We start from the raw sequence: 26,732 nt of genomic DNA, 5'->3' as shown, positions 1-26,732 counted from the left end.
CGTTTATATTGATTTAATTATCCTAATTTAATCAATTTGATCAAATTGTGCTTGTACATCCATTTCAATCTCTAACTCTCCTTTAGCAGCCACTTTTCCGAGGATGGTGTCCTCTTCATCTTTTCCTGGTCTTTCAAATAGCCAACGCCAAGCTATTGCAATTTCTTTATTATCCTTTTCTGTTATATCCAACTCACGACTTACTTCAGAAATATTTTCTAAGCTCTTCCAGTCCTCGTCACTTCCATTAGTTCTTTCTATTCTAAACTGAATAGCCTCTTTTAACATGTTCTGTATTTTTTCTGCTGAATAACCTTCATACTCAGTTACTCCACTAATTTTAACTAGACCAAGTTTTAGTTTAGCCTTGACACTTACTTCTGAATCATTTGTTAATTTAACAACAACAATGCTAGATGTTCCAGGTGCAATAGGCTTAGCCTCCTTTTCCCCTTTGTTACTCCAAACATCCTCTTCTTTCGCTGGTTTGTTAGCTTCGAAATCACTATCCACTGTAAATCCACTATTGTCTGGCCAATTATCATAGAGTGGATTACCTAATGTGAATGGATCACTATTAAATGTTTCACCATCTTGTGTAGCTTCAAGACCTACCTTAAATTCAGCTACTCTAGCATTTGCTGTAATGCTTTTAGTTGTAGTATATTTGGCAATAGTTCTTCCTAGTAAACCTAGAGTCAAAATGATTAAAATCCCTAAAATAAATGCACCTCTTAATGATAAATTCTTTTTTCTTGTTTCCATGATAACGCCTCCTTTTAATTAATAAGATACTGGTTGTTTTTTTCTCCATCTTATCTTTTGAATAAAGTCATACATCAATAGACAAGTAATAGGTACTCCTAAGCTAATCAATAAACCAAATGGGCTTTGTAAAAACATCGCCACATCTCCCAAATAAGGAAAACGAGTGGTATAGACCCCAAGAATTTGTTTCGGAGCAACTAACAGTTCATCTTCTACTTGGTTAGCATCTCCTTTAGTAACATATAAAGGTTTCCCCTCCTGATCTTCCTTTATCTCAACAATTCGGTGTGTGACGTATTTTCCTTCTTCTTTAAACGTAATCACTTGTTTCTTTTTAAGTTGATTCGCCTGTTCCTGATTTAAATGTTGAATTAGAATTAAATCACCTGGTTCAATATCTGCTTGCTCCCCCTCATTCATGGAACCAGACTGAACAATCATAGGGGTAACACCAAATAAAGAAGGCGGCTTTTCAGGATGATAGTGTCCATAAATAATAACGTAAACATTCATGACTAAAATAGGAACTAACAATAAGCACAAAAGTATTCCTACAATAGTTGCAACACTCTTTCTCTTTTTTTTCTTGGTTATTTGCATGGCAGCCTCCTTTTTAAAACGATATTTTTTTGAACAAAGTTTGACTTTTAATGGAAGAAAATCCAGTGTACGTATTGAGATGCTTAGGGGGTAAACTCGAAGTAAAACAAGAGAAATCGCTTTATTTTCTTTAGATTAAAGTAAAAAAAAACAATTGTCAACAAATTCACTAATCGATAAATGAGATAGATTATTCCATACAAAAATAGGCTACTCAGTTAAACCGAACAGCCTATTTTTTATCTAAGTATATTAAACATAAATTTTTCCACACTGTTTATTGATTTCTTGAAATACTAATTGTTGAATTTGTTTCGTCAAAGGTCCTACTTGACCATCTCCAATTATTTGACCATCGATTTCAGTTATTCCTTGTCCTTCTGTTGAAGTGCTAGTGAAAAAAACTTCATCTGCTTCTAGTAGCTCTTTTCTCGTAAACTCTCGTTCTTCTAGCTGAATGCCTGTAGCAGCACATTGAGCTAAAATCACCTGTCTAGTAATCCCATTTAAAATAAGGTGATTAGCTGGATGGGTAATCACTTGTTTATTTTTGACGATAAATACATTCGAATGAGAGCCTTCTGTCACTATCTCATCTCGGTGAAAAATACCTTCTGTTGCCCCTTGTTCATGGGCTTGGGCATTTGCCAGTAAATTAACTAATAAATTCAAACTTTTAATATCACAATGTAGCCATCTAGTATCTGGAATAAGAGTCGCTTTAACACCTTGTTGAAGTTGTGCTCGGTTGACTGCTTTAGGATTAGTGGAGCCTGTTAAAATACTTTCAGACTGTTGACTAAGATGAAAGTCATGTTGTCTTGGGGATTGATTCCCTCTAGTAATTTGTAAATAAACGGTTCCCTCTGTTAACTGATTTGCTTGGATTAATTGGAAAACTAAGGCAGTTATTTCTTTTTTCTTATAAGGAATCGTTAATTTAATTTTTTTAGCACTTTCAAACAAACGAGTCAAATGTTCTTTCAGTGTAAATGTATGACCATTGTACACTCTGATAACTTCATAAACACCATCACCAAATTGATAGCCTCTATCTTCAATGTCAATCACCTGTGCTTGCTCTCTATCGATCAATTGATTTTTATATAATACTTTCATCCAGTCACTCCCTATCTAGACATTCTATTCCCATAGCCAGCCTATTCTTTCTATTTTTTAACTAAATTTTTATTATAATATCATAATTATCGGTTGAATCATAGTTAAATTTATCTAAAAAAGTTAGATTTTTTAGATACCAAAAAAACCTTATTCTTCCCTCATAAAGAGAAAAATAAGGTTTTAAATCAGTAATACTTATGAGTGTGCTAGATTAAAACTAATTGAATAAGCTCTTCCACCACTTTATCAGGTGAACGTCCCTTCACATAAATTTTTTTATCTGCCACTTCATCATATAAAGGTTGACGATAAGTAAACAAATCTTGAACTTGCTCTATTCTTTGATGATGGACTAATGGTCTAACATGAGTGTCAGCTACTAACCGAGCATAATTAGTTTCAAAAGAGTCAAACAGATAAACAACAGATTGGGTTTGTTTTAAATATTGCCGAGTTTTTTCGAGAGTAATGATTCCACCACCAGTTGCAATAACATCAAACTTTTTCAACATTTCAGGTAATAAACGACTCTCTTGTTTCCGAAATTCTTCTTCTCCAAACTCAGCTAAATAGCTAGGAACACTTTGACCTAATTGTTCTTCAAAATAATGGTCTCCATCAACAAATGTTTTGTCTAATCGTTGAGCCAACAATTGTCCTACTGTCGTTTTACCTACCCCCATAAACCCAACTAAAACGATTGGTTTCATCTATTCCTCCTCCTAAAACTCTTTAGTATATTCTCGGTACTGACTCACTTGTTTTTTTAACTGATCAAATTGATCACTATCAAATTTAGCTAAAATCCCTTGAGCTATTTCCGTTGCAACAACTGCTTCTGCAATAACACACGCAGCTGGAACCGCACAACTATCTGAACGTTCAACTGAAGCTTGATACACTTCTTTTGTATCAATATCCACACTTTGTAAAGGTTTATATAATGTAGGGATAGGTTTCATAACTCCTCGAACCACAATAGGCATCCCATTGGTCATGCCTCCTTCAAATCCTCCTAAATGATTAGTTTTACGGCTATACCCTGTTGCTTGACTCCAAATAATTTCATCCATAACTTGACTGCCGTAAAGAGTCCCTGCCTGAAAGCCTATGCCAAATTCGACTCCTTTAAACGCATTAATACTGAGCAAACTTTGAGCAATTTTACCATCTAGTTTTTGATCCCAATGTGTATAGCTACCTAAGCCTATTGGAACATTGTCCACCACTACCTCTACAACTCCACCTACCGTATCCCCTTTTTTCTTTGTTTCATCAATCAAGGCTTTCATTTTTTCTTCGCAAGATGGATCTACCACTCTAACACTAGATTTTTCAGATAACTTAGCAATTTCTTCAGCTGTGAGTTGATCAGGTACTTGACTAGTTATCCCACCAATTTCCATGACATGGCCTGCCACAACAATAGCTAACTCTGATAATATTTTTTTAGCAATAGCACCAATGGCTACTCGCATAGTAGTTTCTCTAGCAGAGGACCTCTCTAAAACATTGCGTAAATCTCGGTGCCCATATTTAATCCCTCCGACTAAATCTGCATGGCCTGGTCTAGGTTTAGACACTCGTCTTTTTTGATCATGTCCCGAAACAGCTTCTACTCCCATAACTGATTGCCAGTTTTTCCAATCTTTATTTTCAATGACTAGAGTTATAGGAGAACCTAATGTATAGCCATGACGCACCCCTGAAGTGATGGTGACTTGATCTTTTTCAATCAGCATTCTACCCCCACGTCCATAGCCTTTTTGTCTTCTAGCTAACTCTTCATTAATATCTAAAACAGATAAAGGAAGTCCTGCTGGAACTCCTTCAATAATTCCGGTTAATTCTCGTCCATGAGATTCTCCTGCTGTTATAAAACGCATTATTTTTCCTCCCAGTCAATACATGATATAGCTACTTTTTAATTAATTTTTTAACCACTTATCAATTAATTATTGTATCATGACTCTTCTACTTACGCTTAAAAAAAGACACTGATTACAGTCAGCTTAATTGTCTAACTTGTAACCAGTGGTCTATATCTAGGTTTATTTATTGCCAATAGGTTTCAATAAAGTCTAATATCTTTTGCTTATATACTTTGGGCTGAGTTTGAAAAGAAGTCGCGTGTTCTGCCCCTTTCACAATCCATAACTCTTTCGGTCCTTTTGTTTCTTCGTATAAGTCATAAGCCATCTCCGTTGGAACAAAACTATCTTTTTCTCCGTGAATAAAAAAGATTGGTCGTTTATTTTTTTGTAGTTGTTTGACAGCACTACTTTCATAAAAATTATACCCTTTTTTAACTTGGGTATATAAAGAAGTCAAAGGAATTAATGGAAATTTAGGTAAACGATACATCGCTTTCAACTGATAAGCAAGCTCGGCATCAGTAGACGTATAGCCACAATCCTCTATGATTAATTTGACTTCTTTAGGTAGCTCCTCACCACTTGTCATCATAACAGTAGCCGCTCCCATACTTAACCCAAACAAACCAATTTCAACTGGACTGTCATACTGGGTTATTAAATAGTCAATCCAGTCAACATAATCTAACCTTTCATGCCAACCTAAGCCTCGGTAATCTCCTTCACTTAGACCATGGCCTCTAGCTTCAGGAATTAACACATCATAACCTGCCTGATTAAACATTTGGGCATATTTTTTCATATCAGAAGACTTTCCTGCATAACCATGAGCCACAATCATCACTCTTTTAGGTGCCTTTAGATCCTGTTGGGTAGTCTTTTGTCGGTACAAAGGAGCTTGTAGAGCTAAACCATCTCGACTTTTCATTTTTAACAATTGAAAATCAGTGTTTTTAAAATTCCAAGACTTTAATCTAGCTAATTCTTCATCAGGCGTTATTCTTTGATCAGCTAAATAAGACTTATCGCTTATGACAATGGCATAATTATACAAGTAACGAGTCACTCCACCTAACCCTATTAACAAAATAAATACTAATATTATCCCTATAACTAGGTAGTTTCTTTTTTTCATACATCAGCCTCTTTCTTTTTATGCTTCTTCTTATATAATTGAAAAAAAGAAAGATGTCAAGGTTTTAAAAACAAGACATTTGTTATTTAATAATCTTTTACAGATCTGTTATCCTATCGTTAACTAAAAATTTATCTCGTCTTAATTTAAAGTGTTAAAAGGCCCACTTACTACTACTTTACCTGTCATATGCCCTGTTTCAACATCTTTTGTGGCACGTTTCAAGTTGGCAGCATGAATACCGTCTCCATAAATTTTAGTAACTGTACTTCTTACCTCACCCTTTTCAACTAATTCAGCTATTCTACTTAGCATTTGTCCTTGTGACTCTAGCTGAATGCCGTAATCAGTTTTTGCAAACATGTATTCCCAGTCAAAGCTGACTGATAAATTTTTAAGTAAGCCAATATCAAGTTTTTGATCAATAGCTACTATCGTACCAATATGTCCGAAAGGCTGAATAATCTGAGTCAGTTCCTCAAAATAAGGGGTAATGTTGTGAAGCACTGCAATATAGTCTACTTTATCTATTCCGATTTTTTTTAGACCAGAGGTAATCCCTTGTTTATAGTCTAAAGGATAGTCAGTGCCATTTTCCTTCAACCAATCAAATTTTTTAGGACTGGCAGTAGCGATTACGGTTAATCCTAACCATTTGGCTAATTGAGTCATAACTGACCCTACGCCACCTGCACCGTTAATAATTAATAAACTTTTACCTCGGTGAGCATTTTTTTCCGGAGTTAAGTGAAATTTATCAAACAATAATTCAGATGCTGTTAAAGAAGTTAAAGGCAAAGCAGCCGCTTCTTCATCGGTTAAATTATGCGGGGCTAATGCTACTAGCCGCTCATCTACTAATTGATAACTTTGATTGCTACCTGCTCGCTTAGCACTGCCTGCATAAAATACTCGGTCGCCTACCTTAAACTTTGTAGCATCAGAACCAGTTTTGACTACTTGACCAACTGCATCAAACCCTAAAATATGCGGGGTAGAACTTTCTGGTAAATTCTGACGTAATTTAGTATCTACAGGGTTAACAGATACTGCCTGAACTTTGACTAGTAAATCACGTGGTGTTAAATGTTCAGGCATTGGTTGACAAACATCTACAAATACCTCTGCTTCATCTATCCCTAACCCTTTAAAAGAACCGATAGCTGGAACTTGATCTTGTTTCATGATGAACTCCTCCCTAAGTGTGATTAAAACTCTTGGTAAACAGCTGGATCTTGCTTATTAATACGTCCATTTTGTTGGCTTAATTGATTAATTTGTACCATTTCCTCAGCAGTTAAAGAAAAATCAAAGACAGCTAAATTTTCTTGTTGTCGTTTGATATGAGAAGCTTTTGGGATAGGTAACACACCTAATTGTAGTTCCCATCTAAGTACCACTTGGGCCACTGTTTTTTGGTGATGTTTAGCTATTTCTTGTAAGATTGGTTGAGAAAAAATAGTTCCTCCACGCCCTAAAGGACTCCAAGCTTCTGTTATGATCCCTTTTTCTTGGTGATAATCTCTTTGTTCTAGTTGATTAAATGAGGGATGTAATTCAATCTGATTAATTACAGGTAACACCCCTGTTTCCGTTTCTAGCCGCTGTAAGTGTTCTGGTAAAAAGTTACAAACACCAATCGACCTGACCAATCCCCATTTTTTAGCATCAATTAAAGCTTGCCATGCTTCTACATAATGATTTTCTAAAGGGTTAGGCCAATGAATTAAATATAGGTCTAAATAATCAAGGCCTAACCGAGTTAGGGATTCTTCGATACTAGTTAAAGCCTCTTTATATTGGTGATGTCTCCCGGGTAATTTAGACGTAATCGTTAACTGATCTCTTGGAACACTACTATTTCTGATTGCTTGACCTACAATACCTTCATTTTCATAATTAAAAGCAGTATCAATTAACCGGTATCCTACAGATAAGGCTTGTTCAATACGTCTAGTCCCTTCAAAACCATTTAGTTTGTACGTTCCAAACCCAATTTTGGGAATACTAAATCCATCTAATAATTGATAATTGTTTTCCATAATGCTCCTCCTTCTGATCTTTATTTGACTGTCTATTGAGACACATTAAACAAATTTAAAAACAGCTGACCCTATTGTTAATGCTGGTTTTTTTAAGGAAGCGTCTGCCCCTTTAATTCTTACCTCTGTCAAACGGTTACTTGTTCCTAACTCAAAAGAGAGTCGCTGATCCCCCACCATTAAGTAAGCAGCATCCTGTTCGTATACAGGTTTTTGATCAATCAACTGTCCCCAATGAGTTGCTACTTTGCTTGGCTCCTCACACATAATTATTCCTTCTGTTACACTAACTGGGTGATTTAATGCAATTCCTTGCTGTTGCAATATCTGTTCTCGCTTATCATCTGGTTGATCCCACTGAATAAAAAATGGTTCAGGGACCAAGCTAGAATCGTTATTTTTTGACAAAAACAGCATGGACCAAGTAATCAAGTTACCTTTAGGATCTTTTCTTTGCCCTGGCTCAATCTCTCCTACACTAATACCTTGCTGTTGCAATCTTGCTCTCGTTTCTTTTATATCTGTCGTCCGAAAGGCAATTGTGTTAAATCTTTCTTGTTTCTTACCATAGTCTGTCACTGCTTGATAAACAGAAGGAATGGCATCCTCAGTCACTGTTTTAGCTAACTCAGTATCATAAACACTAATCATTTCTAAATAAGTTAAACCAAAATAGCCTAATCCATTATAAGTTCCCCACTGCGGATGTTTCCCTCCTAACTGAAAACAGATACCTGCTTGATTAAAGCTTGCCATACTTTTTTCTAAATCCAACACATTTAGCATAATGTGGTCCCAAGCAATTTGTTCCTTCATATTATTTTTCCCCTCCCAATTCGGAAGTTCGCTTAACTGCTGCTGTTACTGCTCGCTGAATAGCTCCAGAAAAATCACTTTGATCTAACTCATGTTGCGCAGAAATGCCAACTCCTCCAGCAGAATTATTAGCATCTAGCAACTCATAAGGGTGTTTCCCAGTCATTTCTAACATCGCTACTGCCCCTTTTAAATTTTCTAATGCCAAAGCATTAGCCTGCTCTCTTGATAATCCATTTAATACTCCGGCATTAGCTAAAGCTAAATAAAAATTATAAATATAGTTAGGTCCTGCAATCCCGTAACCAGTAAAGACGTCAAACTGTTCTTCAGGAATATAGGTTACTTTTCCAAAGCTGGTCAAAAAATCTGACACTAGCTCTTTTTTGACAAATTGATTAACTGACACACCGCTATAACCTAAACCTGTCAGGGTTAAGGTATTAGGAATTACCCGAACAATAGGTAAATCCTTTTGTAAAGAGGCTGTTTGGAGCTGCCGAATGGTAACACCTGCAATTATAGAAATATATTGCGCTTGGTTGTTAATAGCTGCTAATTCTTTAAGTAAATCTGACCAATTATCTTGTGGCCGCACACCTAATAAAACAATGTCTGCCTCTAACACTTTGCCTTGATTCAATGACGTACTAGCTTCTATTTGATAAGTATTTCTCAGATAATCTACCCTTTCTGGACTAATATCTACCACATAAAAATTAGCAGAATGACTAGTATTTCCCTCTATACTTGCTTTTAAAATAGCCTCAAGCATTTGGCCTCCGCCTACTGCATAAATCTTTTGTTCCATGACAAACTTCCTCTCTTGGTAATAAACTCTTTTGTCTATTTACTAACACACTTATCTGTTTATTTAAGTAATCGAAAATTCTCTAAGTTGCACACTGGCTACCTATTTTTAACTAACAAATAGCCAATTTTACTATACCTACTACTAGTTTATCACTTATGAAATTTTTTTAATAAAAAATAGTTTTTTATATCCTTTATATAAAGTTTTTCTCTCTCAACTCAAGTAAATAAGTACTTAAATACCATACATAAATTATATAAAAAGTATCTTTAATGATAAAAAACATAACTTAAAACATAATTTCGTAAAATACAGTGTTATACTAATTTTGTTTGTCTGATGTAGGAGGAAATTTATGAACAAATTGTCAACGTTTTTAAAACAAGATTTATTATTTACTATCGCTTTATTTTTAGCTGTCATTAGTTGTACTTTTGGCCAATTGACCCTGACTTATATTGATTTTAATGTTATCTTTTCATTATTTGGCTTAATGGCAGTGATTAAAGGCTTAGAAGAAGCACAAGTTTTAACATTTTTAGCCCAAAAACTATTAGCTATCTCTAAAAACACCCGTGTTCTTATGGGAAGTCTATGGACTCTTAGTCTCTTTGGCTCCATGATTTTAACTAACGATGTCGCCATTTTAACGTTAATCCCCATCTATTTTAAAATTATTAACAAGATCCCTCATTTCAATAAAACATTTATAGGGGCTACCTTTATTATTGTTTTTGCCAATTTAGGAAGTAGTTTTCTGCCCTTTGGTAACCCACATAATCTTTTTTTATTTAGTTATTTTCAAACTCCCTTGCCTGATTTTTTCAGTTGGACAAGTAAACTATTACTGTTAGCTATTCTCATTTTGCTAGCTAGCCTACTTTTTATTCCAAAACAAGACCTAAATATGACTAATCTCTCTCAATTTAAGCTAAACCCTAAACAAGTTAGTCGACTAAGTGGTTTAATGATCTTGATGATATTAGCTATTTTAGGAGCTGTTCCACTTAGGTTAGCAGTTATTTTAGTAACGATTAGTTTTTTTGTTTTAAATCCTACTATTTTACGGTCAATAGATTACCATTTACTAGGTACTTTTATTTGTTTCTTTTTAATTGTAGGAAATATCTCTAATTGGGTATTTCTCACTGAATTTATTGAAAAAAGTTTTCAAACAAATACCCATGCCTTTTTAGGAAGTATTCTTTTAAGTCAATTTATCTCCAATGTTCCTGCTTCTATTTTAATTGCGCCTTTTACTGATCATGTACAAGCTATTATGATTGGTCTTAATCTAGGTGGTTTAGGAACACTAATTGCTTCTTTAGCTAATTTAATTGGTTATAAACTAATCAAAGTTTATGTACCAAATGACTCTAAACAATTTTTAATTGTGTTTACTAAAATCAATGTATTATTATTAGTCACTCTTACCTTTATTTTTATTTTAGTGTGTTAATTCAAGTAGTTTTCCTCTTAGTAAAGGATCCTCTGCATAGATATACAGTCCATATTTGCCACGTTTGAGTAGAATATTAACAGAATTCATAATAATTTCAGCTTTTGCTTGGTCCAATTTTTCTAGGTCTGAACGTTTTTTAAAGGCCTCACTATCTTGATATTGATCAATATCTACATATACCTTTTCTGTTTGAGGATCGTACTTAATACTAGGACCTAAAATAACTCCTGCATAATTTAGATCAAAGCCTTGAATAGTATAAATAGATCCCACCTCATCTAAGGTTTCTGGTCTTTGTGCCCACGGTCTATCGGTAAAATTAATTTTATCCCAAGGTAACCTTAGACTTCCTGCTTGAACGTACCAAATTTTATCACCAAATACGGTAAAAGGATAATCTGCCGTTGCAATCATTCTAGATAATTTTACTTCGTGATCTTTTTGCCGAATGAGTTCATACATAGGCTGTCCATCCTCAAAAAAGCGTAAATCAAACTTTTCTGTATCAGGCACTGGTAAAATATGCCCTGCCACAAATTGATTGATCCACTCTGCTACAGCTGGTTCTTCTATCCGGTACTGAGTGTCTAAATGAAACCTCTCTGTATCCGCCTCTTTTAATACCTGACTTAATAATGAAGTGTCCCAATAACTTTTAAGCTTAATCACTTGTTTAGTATCAAAAACTAATACAATAACATGCGCTAACTTTAAAAGCTCTGTCAATTGATTTTGCTGCTCAAACCGGTTGTACGCATCTGGTTTAGTTAGTAATAAATGAGCTTCATCTACAAATACCACATCCGCTTTTTTCCCTAACTTTTGATAATGATTGATAAAAGGTGTTGGTTTTTGGTAATCTTTTTTTAATAAATAAGGAGTAACCCCTGCTACTTCTTTATAGATTTTAAGCATCTCATTATGATTAACTACCAATTTATTGTCTAACTGATAAAATTGGCTATCGGGTTGCCTACTTAATTGCTGAAGCTCTGTAAATACATGATTTAACACCACACTTTTACCAGAACCAGCATCTCCTTCAATCACAAATACAGCAGGTTTAGCATGCTGTTTGTGACAAGTTATAAAGTTAAATATTTTTTCTTTTAATTGTTGTTGTTCGTTAGACAAGGCCTTATTTTCAGGCAAAACAAAGGTTGACTGACTTAACTCTTCCATTTAAATTCCTCCTTAATCCTCATAAAAACACCCCTCATTATCTAGTTTAGATAATTTTATTTAATTTGTAGACTATTTTGTTTTATAATCAATTTTATCTTTCCGCTAGCTAAATTTCACAAAAGAAAAAACTACCCTCTTTAAAGCTAAGAGAGTAGTTTTTAACGAGAAAATTCTGATTTAGAAAAACGCCATAACATATAAGTCGCGTAAATTGATAAACATAAACAAATAACTGTCACTAATAAAATAGCCTTAAAACCAACTAGATGATATAACCCAATCGAACTAACTGCACCTAAAATAAAAAATACAACGACTAATACAAAGTGAATTAACTGTTCAAATTCTTCCTCTGCTCTAGTCTTTCGGTATTCATAAAAATGACTAGCCAAACCTTTTAAATTACCAGTAGTAAATAGATTGGTATAAGACATTCCTTTGATTTTATCAAACGCAATCCATTGAATCGCTGCGGTAAAAGCAATTAACATTGTTACAAAAGCAGGGTGCTCATTAATAGCTGGTAAACTCACTAAAAAAAAGACAAACCCTTCGTAATATAACACAAACAAGCGCCAAAAATGCCAACCCTTTTCCTGACAGTAATCTGCTACAAACTTAGCTAGATAAATTCCACATAAAAAACAAAGGGTGGACAATAGCTTTTTCATAACGCTCCCCCATTGACCATCAAACCCCTGAATAATAGCTAAAATCAAATTACCTGTTTGTGCAGAAGCAAAGGCGTCATAATGGATATAGGTATACCCATCCATAGCCCCGCCTACAAAAGTCATTAATAAACCAACTAATCGTTCTTCATGAAATCTTTGTTGCATATAAACTAAACCTTCTTTTTTATCAAATCTCTTTTCTTTAGTTTATCATATTCAGGAAGAAATAGAACACTAACCTTCTATAATTCTGATCCAATTCTTTGGAGGAACCTTATCACCGTATTGAATACCTACTAGCTCTTCATACAATTGCTTCGTAATGGGTCCTACTTCTTTTTCACTATAAAAAACATGTAATTGGTCTTGATAGAAAATGCCACCAATTGGAGAAATCACCGCAGCAGTGCCACATGCTCCTGCTTCTGTAAACTGATCTAATTGATCGATATAAACATCTCCCTCCACAGCTTTTAAGCCTAAGCGTTCTTCTGCTAATTGAAGTAAAGAATATTTAGTAATACTAGGTAAAATGGAATCTGATTTAGGAGTAATAAACATCCCATCTTTAGTAATACCAAAAAAGTTAGCTGCTCCTACTTCTTCAATTTTACTATGGGTACTAGGGTCTAAGTAAATACAATCTGAATAATCCATTCCCTTAGCTTCTTCTCCAGGTAATAAACTAGCTGCATAGTTTCCGCCAACTTTAGAAGCTCCAGTCCCTTTTGGTGCAGCTCGGTCATAGTCTGAAACGATAAAGTTAGTTGGCTTTAAGCCACCTTTAAAATAAGCTCCTACTGGCGTACAAAACACAGTAAATAAATACTCTGGTGCAGCATGTACCCCAATGTTTTCCCCTACTCCAATGAGTAACGGTCGTAAATATAGGGAACCACCTGTTCCGTAAGGAGGAATGTAAGCTTGATTAGCTTTAACTACCGCTTCAACTGCTTCTAAAAACATCTCTTCTGGAACCATTGGCATAAGCAATCTTCTTGCACTTCGGTTTAAACGTTGACTATTTTGTTCCGGTCTAAATAAATTAATGCGACCATCTTTTCTTCGATAAGCTTTTAATCCTTCAAAACACTGTTGACCATAATGTAAAGCTGTTGAACCTTCATGAATTGTTAGATAATTGTCCTCGGTTAATTCCCCTTTCTCCCAACTTCCATTTTTCCAAGTCGCTCGGTATCTAAAAGGGGTTTTTATATAAGAAAATCCTAAATTGTTCCAATCCAAATCCATATCGATCCCACCATTTCTCACAAGCTCTATTCAGCTAAGCTTAATTCTTTGAATAGTCTCATTTGTTTTTAATAATTCATTTAGTCTACGTCAAAGTTGCTCTTCTGTCAATATAAAAAAGCAACCAGACTAAGCTGGCTGCTTTTTACGAAATACCTTGTGAAGCCCATTTAGCAGCATATTCGTTTCCTGCTGTCAGGTCATATTGAATTAATTGATACTCATTAAATAATTTTTGCTGTTTAGCAGTTAATTCTTCTTCTTGAATAAACTGGTCTTTATCTGTGACAAAGACTTTAAGACCATTATAACTATTCGACACACTAGACATAGGATTCGTTGTGGTAGCTGGTAAATTCTCACTAATTTTTGTTAACAAGGCATAGTAAGGCGTCACTTTTAAATTAGCTTGTGCCAAAGCAAGGGCAGGGAAATTGTGAGGTGACACGATTTGCTTGTCTAATTTTTCCGATATTCTTCGACTATAAGCATTGCTATAAATAAAATAATCCGTTTGATGTTGAACTAATCCATACTTAGACATCGGATTTCCTGTGTATAAAGAAGGCAAATGGTCTCCGTACCAAACTAAGGTAATCGGCTTTTCAATTCGGTCTAGTTCTGCAATAAACTCTTTAACCGCTTGATCTGTGTAAAATAACCCTTGCATGTAAGTTTCCATCTCTTCTTTACGACCATCTAACACAGCAGTTCCTTCAAAATTAAAAGAAGGCCCATCATAATAACCATCATAAGGCATATGATTTTGCATAGTTGATAGTTGAATGAATTGAGAGCTACTTTGATTTTCTTTGATCACTTTTAAAGTATCACGATAAGCTGATTCATCTGAAATATAAGGACTTGTCCCTAAACGTTCTTGATAGTTTAACTCATCTGGACCTTTGTCATATAAAAATCGGTCAAAACCGAATTTTTTAAAAACATTTTTACGGTTATAAAGCGTAGCCACATAAGGATGGATAGCTATTTTTTCATCAAACAAATCCGTCACATTAGGCGTTAACTGTTGCTTTTTGACTAATTGGGTATAAGGAGTAGGTAGGGTTGGGGATAAACTACTTAGGTCTAATCCAGTCAATGTTTCCCACTCAATATTAGCAGTCCCACCACCGTAACCAGTAGATAACATTACTCCTGATGTGGTTTCTTTTTCTAACTGCCGAATGTAAGGCATGGGATCCTCCCTAACCTTTAAATTAGGAATTCGCTTAGGATCACTAAAACTTTCACTTAAATTAAAGATAATCGTCTGATTACTAGGCCAAGCGACTCTCGTTTGGTTAATCCTGTTAGCTTCTTTATCATATTTTTTCATAATTTCTTCTATCGCTTGTTGACTGTATCCTTCTGGTTCATCCATAACTTTAGTATCAATGTTATTAATAAACTGAACTAAAGGACCATTAATTTGCGCCCCTAATTTTTGATTATAAAAATAACGATTGATTTTAAATACATTAAACACATGATAAGGTAAGGTATTTTTATGGTTAACCCAAAAAGCACCAGAGAAAAAGAGACACAAGCAAAGAATCCGAATCACTCGTTTTTTACGATTTAGTTTTAACGCGTATAACTTAGCCATTTTCTTTTGAATTAGCCAACTAGAAATAGCTAAAACAACTAAAAATAAACTGCCACCGATTAACACAACAGGACTAATCATATTAAATACTTCATTCATCCCAGCAATCAAGGTTAAGTCAGCAGGAAGAATAGGCTCTTCACGCATACTAATTTTTAATACATTGGAAATAGTCAGAACAATATCTACCACCAAAGTAAAGGTAAAAGCATACCAAAAGCGATTGCTAATTAAAAAGAGTAAATAGAAAAAAGCCATGAGGATAATAACGTTTAAGACAATCGCTCCTTGTCTAGCAAAAAAGATATATAAATAGGCATTAACACTTCTAGACACGGTGATATTGATGTAATGATCAGATACTAAGTACATTTGGAGTATGGTCATCCCGTAGAAAAAACCGATTAATAAAAACAATCGTTTCTTCTTTTTAAGCCAATTAGGAAACTCTAACAACAGCTGTTTAAGTTGACCATAATCTTGAATGGATAACTTATTTTCTAACTTCTGATACGTACCAATTTTTTGAAGAAATAAAGATAGCACAGTTAAGCTGATAACAGCTACCTGATAAATAGCAACAAACAGCAAACTATTTAATAACCATTTCATTCCAGAATCAGGAAAATCTTTTTTATAAAAACTTTGTACTTGATAAATAATTACTGGCCAGTTAATAACTATTTGAGTATTTATTAAATAAGTTGCCAAAGTGGTTTTCTGCCACTGGACAGGTATGATTTTTTGTAATTTTTCTAAACATAAAAATAAACTGACTGAATAGTAAACTGCCAATAAAGAATAAGGTACACTAAATCGGTTCGCAGTGGAGGTATCTCCTCTTAACATTAAAGAAATATGGGTCATTAGTACAATAACACCAGTTATCAGAAATAAACTAATCAGTAAATGCCCCCATCTAAAGGCAATTGGTTGTTGTTCTTCTCGTTTCTTTAGAAAAAAACCTAGACCAACCAAATAGACAAGCCAAACAACGGAATACCCATCTTGGAACCGCCAAACATCTTTACCAAATAAAGTCGGTAATCCGGAAAAGATAATAGTTGCTAAAAAGATGCTTAATTTTAGACTAGACATAGATAAATTAGTTAGTTGTCTTTCTAAATAAGGTAGAGCTAGGTACAATAAAACACAGGCTACAGAAAAGCCAAAATAATTTTGACTAATAGGAAATAATACTACCCATAAATCTCTTAAACTTAATTGACCTTTTAAGACAAAAAAGAAGCTTGTGGAAAGCAGTGCTGAAATAGCATAAATCAGCCAATATTTAGCTAAATGCTTTAAAGGTTGTTGGCTGAACTTTTGTGCATGATAGCCGAAGTATAGTGGGATTAAATTAATTCCAACTAATGTGACCGCTTTTAATCCATAATAGATAAAAAATCGGGTAGGCATTTGAGCATGTATTGGCACAACAGTCGCTATTTGTAATATCTTTTCAGTTATCATAAATAGACAAGCCACTACTGGTACAAGTATATTTATTTTTTGTTTGTTATTTGTCAGCAAAAAAAAAGCCTCCTTTATTTTTCCATTCTCTTGCAAATAAACTTTTATACTAAGTATAACTTTGCTTAACTGTCATAACATTGACCATTATAGCATGAAAAAATATCTAAACAAGCTTGTTTTTGCCTAATGAATTTTATATGAAACGTTATATTAAACCTAAATTATTTGAAGATAAAGATATTTTATTTAAGCAAAAAAGCCAGTCACCTAAATAAAGAGGTAACTGACTTTTATGAAAATAATAGATGACTACTTTCCTAATAATTTATCAATTTTTTCAACTTTGCTGACCATCATATCTTGATAGCCTGGTCGAATATCTGCTTTTAAGACAACTTCTGTCCGAATGCCTTGTTCAGCCAAAACAAACGTGGCTTGTTTAACCACTTCCATAACTTCATCCCAAGATCCTTCAATTTCAGTAAACATAGAAGAAGTGTGATATGGTAAGCCTGATTCTCTGATTACTTGAATGACTTTAGCTACTTCCTTAGATAATTCTTCCCCAACTCCTACAGGGGCAATAGCTACTGCTACTAATGTATTCACTCTGACACCTCCTTTAACTCAAACGGATGACTAGCAACTTGACTTGGGGATAATTGATACAATTGATCTAGAAAATGTTGCTGAAAACTAGCAGGACCTGTTGCTTGTTGTTCAGCTAATTTTCCTGCTACATTATAAAGAGTGCTAGCTGTTAAAGCAGCTATAAACGGTGTGGTAACTGCTTGATACACAGCACATACTCCCCCAAGTGAACAACCTGCCCCAGTTATTTTTTCATAAAAAGAAGAGCCACCACTAGAGAAAGCTAATTTGTGACCATCTGTTATAATATCCCTTTCTCCAGATACAGCTACAGCTCCATTTGTCCACCTAGCTAAAGAAATAGCCGCGGGAATCGCTTGTTCTACAGGTTCAGAAGCGTCTACTCCTTTTACCTGAGAGTCCTTTGCCCCACCTGATAACCCCCAGAGTCCTGCTAGTGCAATGATCTCAGAAGCATTTCCCCGAATAATATTAGGCTTGCCTTGTTTAAAACTTGCTAATAAAGAAGTCCTTAACTCTCCTAAGCCAACTGCTACAGGATCAAGTACCCAAGGAGTCTGATTCGCTACTAATGCTTGAACCGTTCTAGGTAAGCTCTCTTGGTAAATAGGAAACATGGTTCCCACATTGATATAAAAAGACTGACCTAACTTAGCTAAGCTCTCCCCTTCATCAGGCAAATAAACCATCGCCGCAGAACCACCAACTGCTAATTGAGCATTCGCTACTAAATTAATGGTCACCGTGTTCGTGATAGAAGGAACTAAAGGGGTCTGTTCCCGAACCTTATTCATAGCTACCATCATTTCTTTTTGAATCCATTCTGTCATAGGTAAAAGCCTCTTTTCTCTAATAAAAAAAGTGCTCACCTAAACAGTCAGCACTTGTCCTTACAACGAATTAGCTTCCCTACGTCAGTCTTAACTGTCAGGTTCAATGGGTCAGGCTATACCTTCTCAACTCCTAAGAGTCCCCCCGCACTTATTTATTTTAGATAGATTGTATACACGTTTAATATAGCACGTCCTTTTAAATAGTCAACTCACAGCCACTTGAATTAAATCTTCTTGTTGAATATAAAGAGTCATCGGCTCTTTTAATTGCAGATAAGGAATCTCTTGATCATTTAATCGGTCCACTTGAATAATTTGATGATCCATTGTCATAAACTGATACCTAATAATATTACCTAATAGTTGCTGAGATTGATAAACAGCTTTAACTCTAACAGCATGACTGCTAGCCTCAAATTTAATCACTTCTGGCCTAATGTAGTACAAACTGTTTTCTGAGACAAAAACATTCTGTCCTTCTAGTAAAGTAGCTAAACTTTTTCCACTTAATTGGTTATAATCTCCAATAAATTCGGCTACAAATTGGGTTTTAGGTTGGGTGTAAATACCTTCAGGAGTAGAAACTTGTGCTAATTCTCCCTCAGTTAACACATAAATTCTATCACTAATCCGCATCGCTTCTTCTTGATCATGAGTAACAAAAATCATCGTAATCCCTAGCTCTTTTTGAATACGTCTAATTTCTAATTGAAGCTGCTTACGAATTCTTGCATCCAATGCACTTAAAGGCTCATCTAATAATAATAATTTGGGTTCAACAATTAAGGATCTAGCTAATGCCACACGTTGTTTTTGTCCACCTGATAATCGGCTAACTAGTTGATCTTTAAATAAAGTCATTTCAACTAGCTCTAATATCTTCAAAACTTTTTCCTCTATGACTTCTTTACTTAATTTTTGAATGCGTAAACCAAAGGCAATGTTTTCAAAAACTGTCATAGTTGGAAATAACGCATAAGACTGAAAGACCATACCGATTTGCCGTTTTCTACTTGGTAAATGTTGAATTTCTTTTCCTTCTAACTTAACTACCCCGTGACTAAGAGGATCTAGTCCAGCAATCATTCTTAGCAGTGTAGATTTACCACAGCCACTTGGCCCTAATAAGGTAACAAGCTCTCCCTGTTCAACTGTTAAAGAAATATTTTTTAATACTTGACGTTCTCCAAATTGAACACTTCCTTCAATGACTTCTAAATAGGTCATTAAATTCCCTCCTTGAGTTGATCAGAAAAAGGTATAAGTGGTGACTCTTTTACTGATTGTTTTCTTTTTTTATTGTTTAATTTCATCTTGTTAGTAGAAATAGAACTTTTACTCTTTTGTTTATGTGACAAATAATTAATGCCTAAGCCGACTAACATTAAGACAATAAAATAAATCACAATCACACTGCTGGCTAAATGACCATTTTCATTCATCCGGCGCAACATATAAATACGTAACGTTTCAAACCTACCTCCAACTAGTAAGTTGGTCAACACATATTCACCAAACAAACCTGAAAATACCATCAAACTAGATAACACAATACCTATTCTTAAATTAGGTAAGATAACTTTAACAATGATGGAAAATGGATGAGCTCCTAACATAGCACCTGCTTCCATCAACTCTTTAGTATTGACTGCTATCAAACTGTTACGAATACTCATATACATAACTGGTAAGCAACTGATAAAAAGAGCTCCTCCTAACACAACCAACATAGGAATAGCTGATTTAGAATAGGTTTTTAATAGAGCAGTAACTAAAATAACACCAGGAATAGCATAAGGCATCATGGTTAAACTTTGCACAGCCTTATCTAATTTAGGAAAATATAAAAAGAGTAGAAACACACTAGGAATCATTAAAGCCAAAATCACGACTAACATCCCAATGGATAGCATAAAGGAACGTAGCACAGCTTGTAAAAAATAAGGATCTTTAAACAACACAACAAACCAATGAATCGTTAACTTGTCAGGTAACACAGTTTTACCCCAACTTTCACTAAATGCATACAAACCTGTCATAAGTAATGGGGTAATATAAAATAAGCAAATAGCTATAACTACCACATAAGGCCATTTCTTTTTAGGTGTGACTAGTGGTTTCATTCAGTTACCCTCCTCATTTGTGTCATAAATTTTTGAGATAAAGCAATGACTAAAATCATACTCAAAGCAAATAAAACAGCTAGGGCACTTCCTACATTCGGTTTGGCATACACGTCTCCTGCTACTAGAGCCCCAATTCTGGTTGTGATTAAATTAATATTACTGCCAACTAATGCATAAGCTGTTTCATACGTTCCCATACCATTGGCAAATAAAATAGCAAAAGTACCACTCATGGCAGGTAAAACATAGGGAAACACTACTTTTCTTATGTAATAAAAGTTAGAAGCGCCTAATAGTTCAGCACTTTCTTGCCAATTTTTTTGCACTTTTTTTAAGACAGGATATAAAAAGAGGGTAGCTAACGGAATTTGAAAATAAACATAGGTCAAAACTAATCCCTTCCAAGAATACAAATCAAACTGAAGCCACTCTGGAAAAATCAGTTTAAAAATACCAGCATTGCCAAATAAAATAATAAACCCAAAAGCTAAAGGCACCCCTGCAAAGTTAGCTGCTAAATTAGAAAACAAAGTTAATTTCTCTTGTAGCTTGTCTGGCAATTGCAGTAAGGCTTGGCAAAATAAACTAGCTAATAAAATTCCAACTAAACTAGAAACTAAAGCAATCCATCCACTGTTAAAAAATGCTTGGTAATAATAGGGATTGCTAACAGCTTGTAGATAATTATTTATCGTCCAAGCTTGTGTACCGTCTTGTTTAAAACTAGAAAGTAGCATATACACAAGAGGAATTACTAAAAATAAACTGACCACTAGAGTAACAGGAACTAACAACCAACCTATAACTATTTTTTTCTTCATTCACTCACTCCTAGTAACTGACAAATAAGAGGCATCACTTCTAATTGAGACATCTCTAGGGTATCTGGTAAAACTGGTGCGTTGTTCAATAAGAAAAAAGGAACTTCTCTGTGAGCTAAACGCATGCCACCATGTAACCCTTGCTCATCCATTCCATGATCTGCTGTCACGATAATGTTATATCCTAATGTTTGCCATACAGGAATCACATAGGCCAGTAACCCATCTATTCGGTTTACCGCCTGAACATATTCTTGGGACTGACAAGTATACTTATGCCCACTGTCATCTATATTCATCGTATGAACCATTAAAAAATCAGGAGAAAAAGTTTGAATTAAAGACTGCGCATCTGCTAGCACATGGCTATCTGGGTAACAATCTTCATGATAAAAAATACCATGTTGTATTTTTTGGGTAGGATCATGTTGAATTCGGTCTTCCATCAGTTGATAAGGACTGTGATTATATAACTCGCTTAACCAATAATAACCTGCACAGGCTGTCACTCCTCCCTGTTCTTTAACTAAATCAAAAATAGAGACTTCTTTTGACAGTCGAACAGTCATATTGGTATAAATTTGATGCTCATATACAGACCTACCTGTTAGAAGGGTTTCATATAGCGGCCGAGAATTACTAGGTACTTCGGCTAACACTTTTCGGAGTTGAGCTTGATTTTTTTCCACTAGTCCGCCTAAAAAGCCCATTTGCTCTACTGCTGTATCATACCGGCAACCATCTAATAAAATTAACATGACTTTATTTTTTAACATGAACTAATACCTCACTTTGCCATTTTTCAGGTAGTTCAATGGCAGTTTGATCCCAGTCTTTATTAGACTTCACTGGTTTAGCTGCTTCATACTCTTCATCTGGCAACAATTGTTTTTTAACCTCTTCAGGTAATGTAACATTCTCCCGAATAGGCCGAGCGTATCCTTTAGCTAAATTAATTTGTCCTTCATCTGATAAGATATATTCTCTGGCTAATTTAGCAGCATTAGGATGAGGAGCATGTTTATTAATTAACGTGGTATAGCCACTAATGACTGACCCATCTTTTGGAATAGTGACTTTAAAACGACTTTTATCGATTTGATCGCGGTAATTCAACGCATTAAAGTCCCATAAAATAGTCACATCTGTTTCACCTTTTTCTATATTGGCTAACGTGGCATCCACAGAAGACAGTCTATCCTTCTTCGCTAATTTTTTAAAATAATCTAAACCTGGTTGAATATCTTTCTCATCTCCTCCGTTAGCCATGGCTGCTGCTAACACAGAAAATTGGGCTTGGTTTGCCTTAGTCACATCTCCCACTGCTATTTTATAATCACCTGTTACTAAGTCTTCCCAACTAGTTGGTGGGTTTTGCACATTTTTAGTATCTGTCATAAAAGAGATAGTGCCTGTGTAACTAAGTAGCCACTCACCTTTTTTATCTTTAGCCCAATCAGGTATATCTTTCCAATAGGTTGTTTTATATGCTAGTAATAAATCTTTTTCAGCTGCTAACGGCCCAAAACTAATCCCTACATCGCCTATATCTGCTGTCCCATTTTCACCTTCTGATTCAAACTTAGCTAATTCTTCTGCACTGGACATGTCAGTATCTTGGTGTTTAATTTGATATTTTTTATCTAAATCTTCCCAAGTTCCTACCCAATTGGCCCAAGTATCTGGCATACCAACACTAGCTACTTCCCCTTCTTTTTTCGCTTTCTCGACAATGGTTTCTAAAGAGTCATTGGCATCAACTGCTGCTTGACTTGTATGTTTGTCTTCACTAGAACAACCTGCTAATGCTCCTAAAGTTAATATTCCCACCATGCCTGTTAGTAAAACCTTCTTCATTTTGACACCTCATTTATTTTATTGTGACACTACTTGTAGTATAGAAAACAGATGTAAACTAACAGTAAAGTCGCTGTATACAATAGAAACAGTTTAGGTAAATTTTTTCACCTAAACTTTACCTGAATTTTTCTCATAATCCTCTTTTAATGAAAGAAAATATGCTACATTAACTTTATTCATATAAGGAGGGAATTGAATGATTTATTACGATCAACATTTGCACAGTCATCATTCATTTGATTCAAAAGAAAGTTTTCATCATTATTTGCAGCATCAGCCGTCTATTTTCATTACCACAGAACATCTTGACTTTAAAAATCCAAGTGATCATTTTAATGATAGCTTGCCAGATTACGCTAACTATACTCAAGAATTAGATAGTTTAAGAAAGCAATATCCTAACACCACTTTTTTAACAGGGATTGAAGTCGGATATTTAAATCAACATCAGCTAGATATTCAACATTTTTTAAAAGGAAAAGAATTTGATCTTATTTTATTAAGTGTGCATCAAAATGGGCAGCTAGACTATATGGACAATAATATTCTCTCTTTAGATCCTAAAGAAGTCACTGCTGCTTATTACACCCAGATGTTACAAGCTGTCAAAGAATTTTCAAACGCTCAAGTTTTGACTCACTTTGACTATGGTGTTAGAAAACTATCCCTATCTGTCAATGATTTCAAACAGATAGCAGAACCTTTCCTAATCCCCATTTTAAAAGAAATTATTGCTAAAAATATGGCATTAGAACTTAATGCTAAAAGTATCTTAACTTACAAAAATAAAAAGTTATATACCTATGTCATTCCACTATACCTTTCCTTGGGAGGCTATTTATTTACTTTAGGCTCTGATGCTCACCGTGCTTCTGATTATGAAATGGGATTTCAAGAGATGAAAGATTTACTACATTCCTTTCAAATTAATCAGTTAGCAACGTATCAGCAGCAACAATTGACGCTAGTCACTTTTTAACTGCTAGTAAGACTGGTTCTTTTTTAGTCTCCTTTCACATGATATAATGAAGAGCAAGGATGGTGAGATAGCTTGGCACATCAATATACAAAAAAATTAATTCAAGATACTTTTATTAAGATGCTTAACGAACGACCTTTAAAAAGAATTACTGTCAAAGATTTAACCATAGCTTGTGATCTTAACCGAAATGCTTTTTACTATTATTACGCAGATATTTACGAACTGTTATCTGAAATTTTTAGAACAGAGCTACAAGCTGTGATTGATGAATACAACCAAACATTATCATGGGAGAAAAGTTTTATGGTGGCAACTAAATTAGCTCTTAACAACAAAACTGCTCTCTATCATGTTTATGACTCAATGCAGCGAGAAGAGTTGACCTCTTATATTTTTAATACTTCTGGAAACATTATGGAAAAATACGTAGAACATGAAAGTGAACAACTAGAAGCTTTAAACCAAGATAAACAGTTAATTACTTCTTTCTACCAATGTGCTTTAACAGGTATGGTTTTACATTGGATTGAAACAGGAATGAAAGAAGACCCTGAACAGGTAATAAAACGGGTTGGCTATCTATTTGATGGAAACATTCAAGCCTCACTCCTCAGAAGTTCACATTCTCCTCGTATATAAACGGTTTAAGTTTTTACAACTGGATAATCTACTAGACACTTAAAGCATGATGCCTAAAATTTAGGCATCATGCTTTTTTGTTTAATGTTTCTTATTTTTTTACACCGTATAATGAAATTAGATGGTAACTATTAGAAATAAACCATCTATCATGAGTTAGATAAAAGAAAGAAGGATAAATTCATGGAATTAAAAACACACGATCCAAGACTTACTTTAACTAACGGTACTTATCACTCTTTAGTCAACGCAAGAAAACCTAAAAACATCGAAGATAAAAAAGCTTACTTAATCGGCACTGGGATTGCTTCTTTAGCAGCTGGTTGCTTTTTAGTCCGAGATGCTCATATGGACGGCAGTAAAATTACTTTCTTAGAACAATTAGAATTACCTGGTGGCTCTTTAGATGGAGAAGTTTTACAAAATGCAGGCTATGTAGCTCGTGGTGGACGAGAAATGGGACACCATTTTGAAGTGCTTTGGAGTTTATTTAGCTCTTTACCTGCTACAGAAGATCCTAGTATGAGTGTACTAGATCACTTTTATTATACAAACTACGATGATCCTAACTACAGTAATTGCCGGATTACTAAAAATCGGGGAGAACGTTACGATAATGGTAAATTTAACTTAGGTCAGGACTTAGCCAAAGAATTAGCCTTTTTCGTTGGAACAACCGATGAAGAATTAGAAGATAAAGCCATTGAAGATATCTTCTCTGACGAATTGTTAAACAGTGACTTCTGGGCATATTGGCGGACCATGTTTGCTTTTGAAAACTGGGACAGTGCTTTAGAGATGAAATTATACATGAACCGGTTTATCCACCACGTTGGAGGACTTCCTGACTTATCTGCTTTACAATTCTCTAGACATGACCAATATACATCTTTTGTTATGCCTATGGTTAAATACTTAAAAGATCACGGAGCTAAATTTGAGTACGGTGTAACTGTTACAAATGTTGAATTTGATGTAGCACCTACTAAAAAAGTAGCGAAAAAAATTGTAGCCACAGACAAAAATGGCAAAGATTTATCTATTGATTTAACTGAAAATGATTTAGTTTTCATTACCAATGGTTCCATTACAGAAGGTTCTGGCTACGGAGATGACAACACACCTGCTCCTTTCAATAAAGAACCTAAAGGATGTTGGACATTATGGCAAAACATTGCTAAACAATCAGAAGAATTTGGTCATCCAGATAAATTCTGTTATGACCCAGAAAGATCCAACTGGGAATCTTGTACTGTCACTTGTCATGATGAACGAGTACCTGCTTATATTGAAAAAATTACTAAACGGTCTCCTTATGGTGGTAAAACAGTTTCAGGTGGGATTGTTTCTGCCATTGACTCCTCTTGGTTAATGAGTTGGACAATCAACCGACAAGAACAATATTACGGACAACCTGAAAAAGATGTCGCAATTTGGGTTTATGGACTTCTATCTGACGTACCTGGGGATTATATTACAAAACCAATGAGAGACTGTACAGGTAAAGAAATTACTAAGGAATGGTTATTCCATATTGGTGTACCTGTTAATGAAATTGATGAATTAGCAGAATCTTGTACAGCTGTTCCTGTTATGATGCCTTATATCACTGCTCAATTCTTACCAAGAAAAGCTGGTGACAGACCTTATGTTGTACCAAAAGATGGTGTAAACTTTGCCTTTTTAGGTCAGTTCGCTGAAACTTTAGACGATCCAGGACGAGATACTGTCTTCACGATTGAATACTCTGGTAGAACAGCAATGGAAGCTGTTTATGTGTTAACAGGTGTGGAAAAAGGCGTACCTGAAGTTTATGCATCAAGATATGACATTCGTTACTTATTAAGTGCTGTATCTAGCTTACTTGACGGAGAAAAACCTGATATTGACTTACCACCTCTTCTTAGACATAAGCTAGTTAAACAAATTAAAGACACAGAAATTGAAACACTGTTAAAAGAATATCACATTCTTTAAGCCTTTCAATCTATCTTTTTATCAAGAGATCCCGCGAAAACGGGATCTTCCTTT

25 protein-coding genes are annotated in these 26,732 nt (G+C 34.8%); 4 read left to right on the top strand and 21 right to left on the bottom strand.

Annotation, left to right across the window (positions count from 1 at the left end):
* Positions 1–27 precede the first annotated feature (27 nt).
* The 10 genes from C7P63_RS06305 to C7P63_RS06260 all read right to left on the bottom strand — a co-directional run bounded on the left by C7P63_RS06305 (position 28) and on the right by C7P63_RS06260 (position 9,168).
* Positions 28–765, bottom strand: a complete 738-nt coding sequence (locus C7P63_RS06305) for a hypothetical protein (protein WP_125943314.1) — start codon at positions 763–765, stop codon at positions 28–30.
* An 18-nt stretch (positions 766–783) separates the two neighbouring features.
* The gene (locus C7P63_RS06300) at positions 784–1,368 is read right to left on the bottom strand and encodes a signal peptidase I (RefSeq protein WP_125943313.1); all 585 of its coding nucleotides are present in this window, start codon (positions 1,366–1,368) and stop codon (positions 784–786) included.
* Between the two features lie 252 nt (positions 1,369–1,620).
* Entirely contained in the window at positions 1,621–2,487 is an 867-nt protein-coding gene (gene dat, locus C7P63_RS06295) for a D-amino-acid transaminase (protein WP_125943312.1), read from the bottom strand.
* Between the two features lie 209 nt (positions 2,488–2,696).
* Positions 2,697–3,200, bottom strand: coding sequence for a shikimate kinase (locus tag C7P63_RS06290; protein WP_125943311.1), 504 nt, complete (start codon positions 3,198–3,200; stop codon positions 2,697–2,699).
* Between the two features lie 12 nt (positions 3,201–3,212).
* Positions 3,213–4,376 carry a chorismate synthase gene (gene aroC / locus C7P63_RS06285; protein ID WP_125943310.1) on the bottom strand — a complete coding sequence of 388 codons (1,164 nt, stop codon included), beginning with the start codon at positions 4,374–4,376 and terminating at the stop codon, positions 3,213–3,215.
* Between the two features lie 169 nt (positions 4,377–4,545).
* Positions 4,546–5,499 carry an alpha/beta hydrolase gene (locus C7P63_RS06280; protein WP_125943309.1) on the bottom strand — a complete coding sequence of 318 codons (954 nt, stop codon included), beginning with the start codon at positions 5,497–5,499 and terminating at the stop codon, positions 4,546–4,548.
* 141 nt (positions 5,500–5,640) lie between these two features.
* Positions 5,641–6,687, bottom strand: a complete 1,047-nt coding sequence (locus C7P63_RS06275) for a zinc-binding alcohol dehydrogenase family protein (RefSeq protein ID WP_125943308.1) — start codon at positions 6,685–6,687, stop codon at positions 5,641–5,643.
* A gap of 20 nt (positions 6,688–6,707) precedes the next feature.
* Complete coding sequence (locus tag C7P63_RS06270) at positions 6,708–7,541, bottom strand: aldo/keto reductase (RefSeq protein ID WP_125943307.1); 834 nt, start codon at positions 7,539–7,541, stop codon at positions 6,708–6,710.
* A gap of 45 nt (positions 7,542–7,586) precedes the next feature.
* The gene (locus tag C7P63_RS06265) at positions 7,587–8,357 is read right to left on the bottom strand and encodes a VOC family protein (RefSeq protein ID WP_125943306.1); all 771 of its coding nucleotides are present in this window, start codon (positions 8,355–8,357) and stop codon (positions 7,587–7,589) included.
* A 1-nt stretch (position 8,358) separates the two neighbouring features.
* Complete coding sequence (locus C7P63_RS06260) at positions 8,359–9,168, bottom strand: pyrroline-5-carboxylate reductase family protein (protein ID WP_125943305.1); 810 nt, start codon at positions 9,166–9,168, stop codon at positions 8,359–8,361.
* Positions 9,169–9,526: 358 nt separating this feature from the next.
* Here C7P63_RS06260 and C7P63_RS06255 point away from each other — a divergent pair, with 358 nt between their 5' ends.
* Positions 9,527–10,630, top strand: a complete 1,104-nt coding sequence (locus tag C7P63_RS06255; protein ID WP_125943304.1) for an SLC13 family permease — start codon at positions 9,527–9,529, stop codon at positions 10,628–10,630.
* Here C7P63_RS06255 and C7P63_RS06250 read toward each other — a convergent pair.
* The 11 genes from C7P63_RS06250 to C7P63_RS06200 all read right to left on the bottom strand — a co-directional run bounded on the left by C7P63_RS06250 (position 10,619) and on the right by C7P63_RS06200 (position 23,077).
* A complete protein-coding gene (locus tag C7P63_RS06250; protein ID WP_125943303.1) occupies positions 10,619–11,815 on the bottom strand; it encodes a DUF2075 domain-containing protein in 1,197 nt (398 codons plus the stop codon). The two genes, C7P63_RS06255 and C7P63_RS06250, sit on opposite strands and share 12 nt — an antisense overlap.
* Positions 11,816–11,976: 161 nt before the next feature.
* A complete protein-coding gene (locus tag C7P63_RS06245; protein ID WP_125943302.1) occupies positions 11,977–12,657 on the bottom strand; it encodes a YoaK family protein in 681 nt (226 codons plus the stop codon).
* A gap of 69 nt (positions 12,658–12,726) precedes the next feature.
* Entirely contained in the window at positions 12,727–13,743 is a 1,017-nt protein-coding gene (locus tag C7P63_RS06240) for a branched-chain amino acid aminotransferase (RefSeq protein WP_125943301.1), read from the bottom strand.
* A gap of 145 nt (positions 13,744–13,888) precedes the next feature.
* Positions 13,889–16,885, bottom strand: a complete 2,997-nt coding sequence (locus C7P63_RS06235) for an alkaline phosphatase family protein (protein ID WP_243640808.1) — start codon at positions 16,883–16,885, stop codon at positions 13,889–13,891.
* Positions 16,886–17,137: 252 nt separating this feature from the next.
* Positions 17,138–17,437, bottom strand: a complete 300-nt coding sequence (locus tag C7P63_RS06230) for an MTH1187 family thiamine-binding protein (RefSeq protein ID WP_125943300.1) — start codon at positions 17,435–17,437, stop codon at positions 17,138–17,140.
* Complete coding sequence (thiM, locus tag C7P63_RS06225) at positions 17,434–18,270, bottom strand: hydroxyethylthiazole kinase (protein ID WP_125943299.1); 837 nt, start codon at positions 18,268–18,270, stop codon at positions 17,434–17,436. The genes C7P63_RS06230 and thiM overlap by 4 nt, the downstream gene beginning before the upstream one ends.
* Positions 18,271–18,477: 207 nt before the next feature.
* Positions 18,478–19,500: an ABC transporter ATP-binding protein gene (locus tag C7P63_RS06220; protein WP_125943298.1), complete on the bottom strand. Its 1,023-nt coding sequence runs from the start codon at positions 19,498–19,500 to the stop codon at positions 18,478–18,480.
* Positions 19,500–20,396 carry an ABC transporter permease gene (locus C7P63_RS06215; protein ID WP_125943297.1) on the bottom strand — a complete coding sequence of 299 codons (897 nt, stop codon included), beginning with the start codon at positions 20,394–20,396 and terminating at the stop codon, positions 19,500–19,502. The genes C7P63_RS06220 and C7P63_RS06215 overlap by 1 nt, the downstream gene beginning before the upstream one ends.
* The gene (locus C7P63_RS06210; RefSeq protein ID WP_125943296.1) at positions 20,393–21,220 is read right to left on the bottom strand and encodes an ABC transporter permease; all 828 of its coding nucleotides are present in this window, start codon (positions 21,218–21,220) and stop codon (positions 20,393–20,395) included. Before C7P63_RS06210 ends, C7P63_RS06215 begins: the two co-directional genes overlap by 4 nt.
* Positions 21,217–21,996 (bottom strand): alkaline phosphatase family protein, encoded by a 780-nt coding sequence (locus C7P63_RS06205; RefSeq protein ID WP_125943295.1) that lies wholly within the window; start codon positions 21,994–21,996, stop codon positions 21,217–21,219. Before C7P63_RS06205 ends, C7P63_RS06210 begins: the two co-directional genes overlap by 4 nt.
* Positions 21,983–23,077: an ABC transporter substrate-binding protein gene (locus C7P63_RS06200; protein ID WP_125943294.1), complete on the bottom strand. Its 1,095-nt coding sequence runs from the start codon at positions 23,075–23,077 to the stop codon at positions 21,983–21,985. Before C7P63_RS06200 ends, C7P63_RS06205 begins: the two co-directional genes overlap by 14 nt.
* 199 nt (positions 23,078–23,276) lie before the next feature.
* On the opposite strand from C7P63_RS06200, the gene C7P63_RS06195 reads away from it, so the two are divergent.
* From C7P63_RS06195 to C7P63_RS06185, 3 genes are all read left to right on the top strand, one after another.
* The gene (locus tag C7P63_RS06195) at positions 23,277–24,059 is read left to right on the top strand and encodes a PHP domain-containing protein (protein WP_125943293.1); all 783 of its coding nucleotides are present in this window, start codon (positions 23,277–23,279) and stop codon (positions 24,057–24,059) included.
* A 72-nt stretch (positions 24,060–24,131) separates the two neighbouring features.
* Positions 24,132–24,701: a TetR/AcrR family transcriptional regulator gene (locus tag C7P63_RS06190; protein ID WP_125943292.1), complete on the top strand. Its 570-nt coding sequence runs from the start codon at positions 24,132–24,134 to the stop codon at positions 24,699–24,701.
* Positions 24,702–24,884: 183 nt separating this feature from the next.
* Positions 24,885–26,678, top strand: coding sequence for an oleate hydratase (locus tag C7P63_RS06185; protein ID WP_125943291.1), 1,794 nt, complete (start codon positions 24,885–24,887; stop codon positions 26,676–26,678).
* Positions 26,679–26,732: the final 54 nt, after the last annotated feature.

The sequence above is a fragment of the Vagococcus humatus genome, assembly GCF_003950325.1.
Lineage (GTDB): Bacteria > Bacillota > Bacilli > Lactobacillales > Vagococcaceae > Vagococcus_C > Vagococcus_C humatus.
The sequence above is the reverse complement of the archived record's forward strand: the minus strand, read 5'-3'. Positions and strand labels throughout refer to the sequence as shown.

Coding starts and splice junctions, on each gene's coding strand:
- thiM (WP_125943299.1), bottom strand. CDS start 18,270: ATGACAGAATGGATTCAAAAAGAAATGATGGTAGCTATGAATAAGGTT.
- C7P63_RS06240 (WP_125943301.1), bottom strand. CDS start 13,743: ATGGATTTGGATTGGAACAATTTAGGATTTTCTTATATAAAAACCCCT.
- C7P63_RS06265 (WP_125943306.1), bottom strand. CDS start 8,357: ATGAAGGAACAAATTGCTTGGGACCACATTATGCTAAATGTGTTGGAT.
- dat (WP_125943312.1), bottom strand. CDS start 2,487: ATGAAAGTATTATATAAAAATCAATTGATCGATAGAGAGCAAGCACAG.
- C7P63_RS06260 (WP_125943305.1), bottom strand. CDS start 9,168: ATGGAACAAAAGATTTATGCAGTAGGCGGAGGCCAAATGCTTGAGGCT.
- C7P63_RS06200 (WP_125943294.1), bottom strand. CDS start 23,077: ATGAAGAAGGTTTTACTAACAGGCATGGTGGGAATATTAACTTTAGGA.
- C7P63_RS06305 (WP_125943314.1), bottom strand. CDS start 765: ATGGAAACAAGAAAAAAGAATTTATCATTAAGAGGTGCATTTATTTTA.
- C7P63_RS06280 (WP_125943309.1), bottom strand. CDS start 5,499: ATGAAAAAAAGAAACTACCTAGTTATAGGGATAATATTAGTATTTATT.
- C7P63_RS06270 (WP_125943307.1), bottom strand. CDS start 7,541: ATGGAAAACAATTATCAATTATTAGATGGATTTAGTATTCCCAAAATT.
- C7P63_RS06290 (WP_125943311.1), bottom strand. CDS start 3,200: ATGAAACCAATCGTTTTAGTTGGGTTTATGGGGGTAGGTAAAACGACA.
- C7P63_RS06255 (WP_125943304.1), top strand. CDS start 9,527: ATGAACAAATTGTCAACGTTTTTAAAACAAGATTTATTATTTACTATC.
- C7P63_RS06250 (WP_125943303.1), bottom strand. CDS start 11,815: ATGGAAGAGTTAAGTCAGTCAACCTTTGTTTTGCCTGAAAATAAGGCC.
- C7P63_RS06195 (WP_125943293.1), top strand. CDS start 23,277: ATGATTTATTACGATCAACATTTGCACAGTCATCATTCATTTGATTCA.
- C7P63_RS06210 (WP_125943296.1), bottom strand. CDS start 21,220: ATGAAGAAAAAAATAGTTATAGGTTGGTTGTTAGTTCCTGTTACTCTA.
- C7P63_RS06220 (WP_125943298.1), bottom strand. CDS start 19,500: ATGACCTATTTAGAAGTCATTGAAGGAAGTGTTCAATTTGGAGAACGT.
- C7P63_RS06215 (WP_125943297.1), bottom strand. CDS start 20,396: ATGAAACCACTAGTCACACCTAAAAAGAAATGGCCTTATGTGGTAGTT.
- C7P63_RS06185 (WP_125943291.1), top strand. CDS start 24,885: ATGGAATTAAAAACACACGATCCAAGACTTACTTTAACTAACGGTACT.
- C7P63_RS06205 (WP_125943295.1), bottom strand. CDS start 21,996: ATGTTAAAAAATAAAGTCATGTTAATTTTATTAGATGGTTGCCGGTAT.
- C7P63_RS06300 (WP_125943313.1), bottom strand. CDS start 1,368: ATGCAAATAACCAAGAAAAAAAAGAGAAAGAGTGTTGCAACTATTGTA.
- C7P63_RS06245 (WP_125943302.1), bottom strand. CDS start 12,657: ATGCAACAAAGATTTCATGAAGAACGATTAGTTGGTTTATTAATGACT.
- aroC (WP_125943310.1), bottom strand. CDS start 4,376: ATGCGTTTTATAACAGCAGGAGAATCTCATGGACGAGAATTAACCGGA.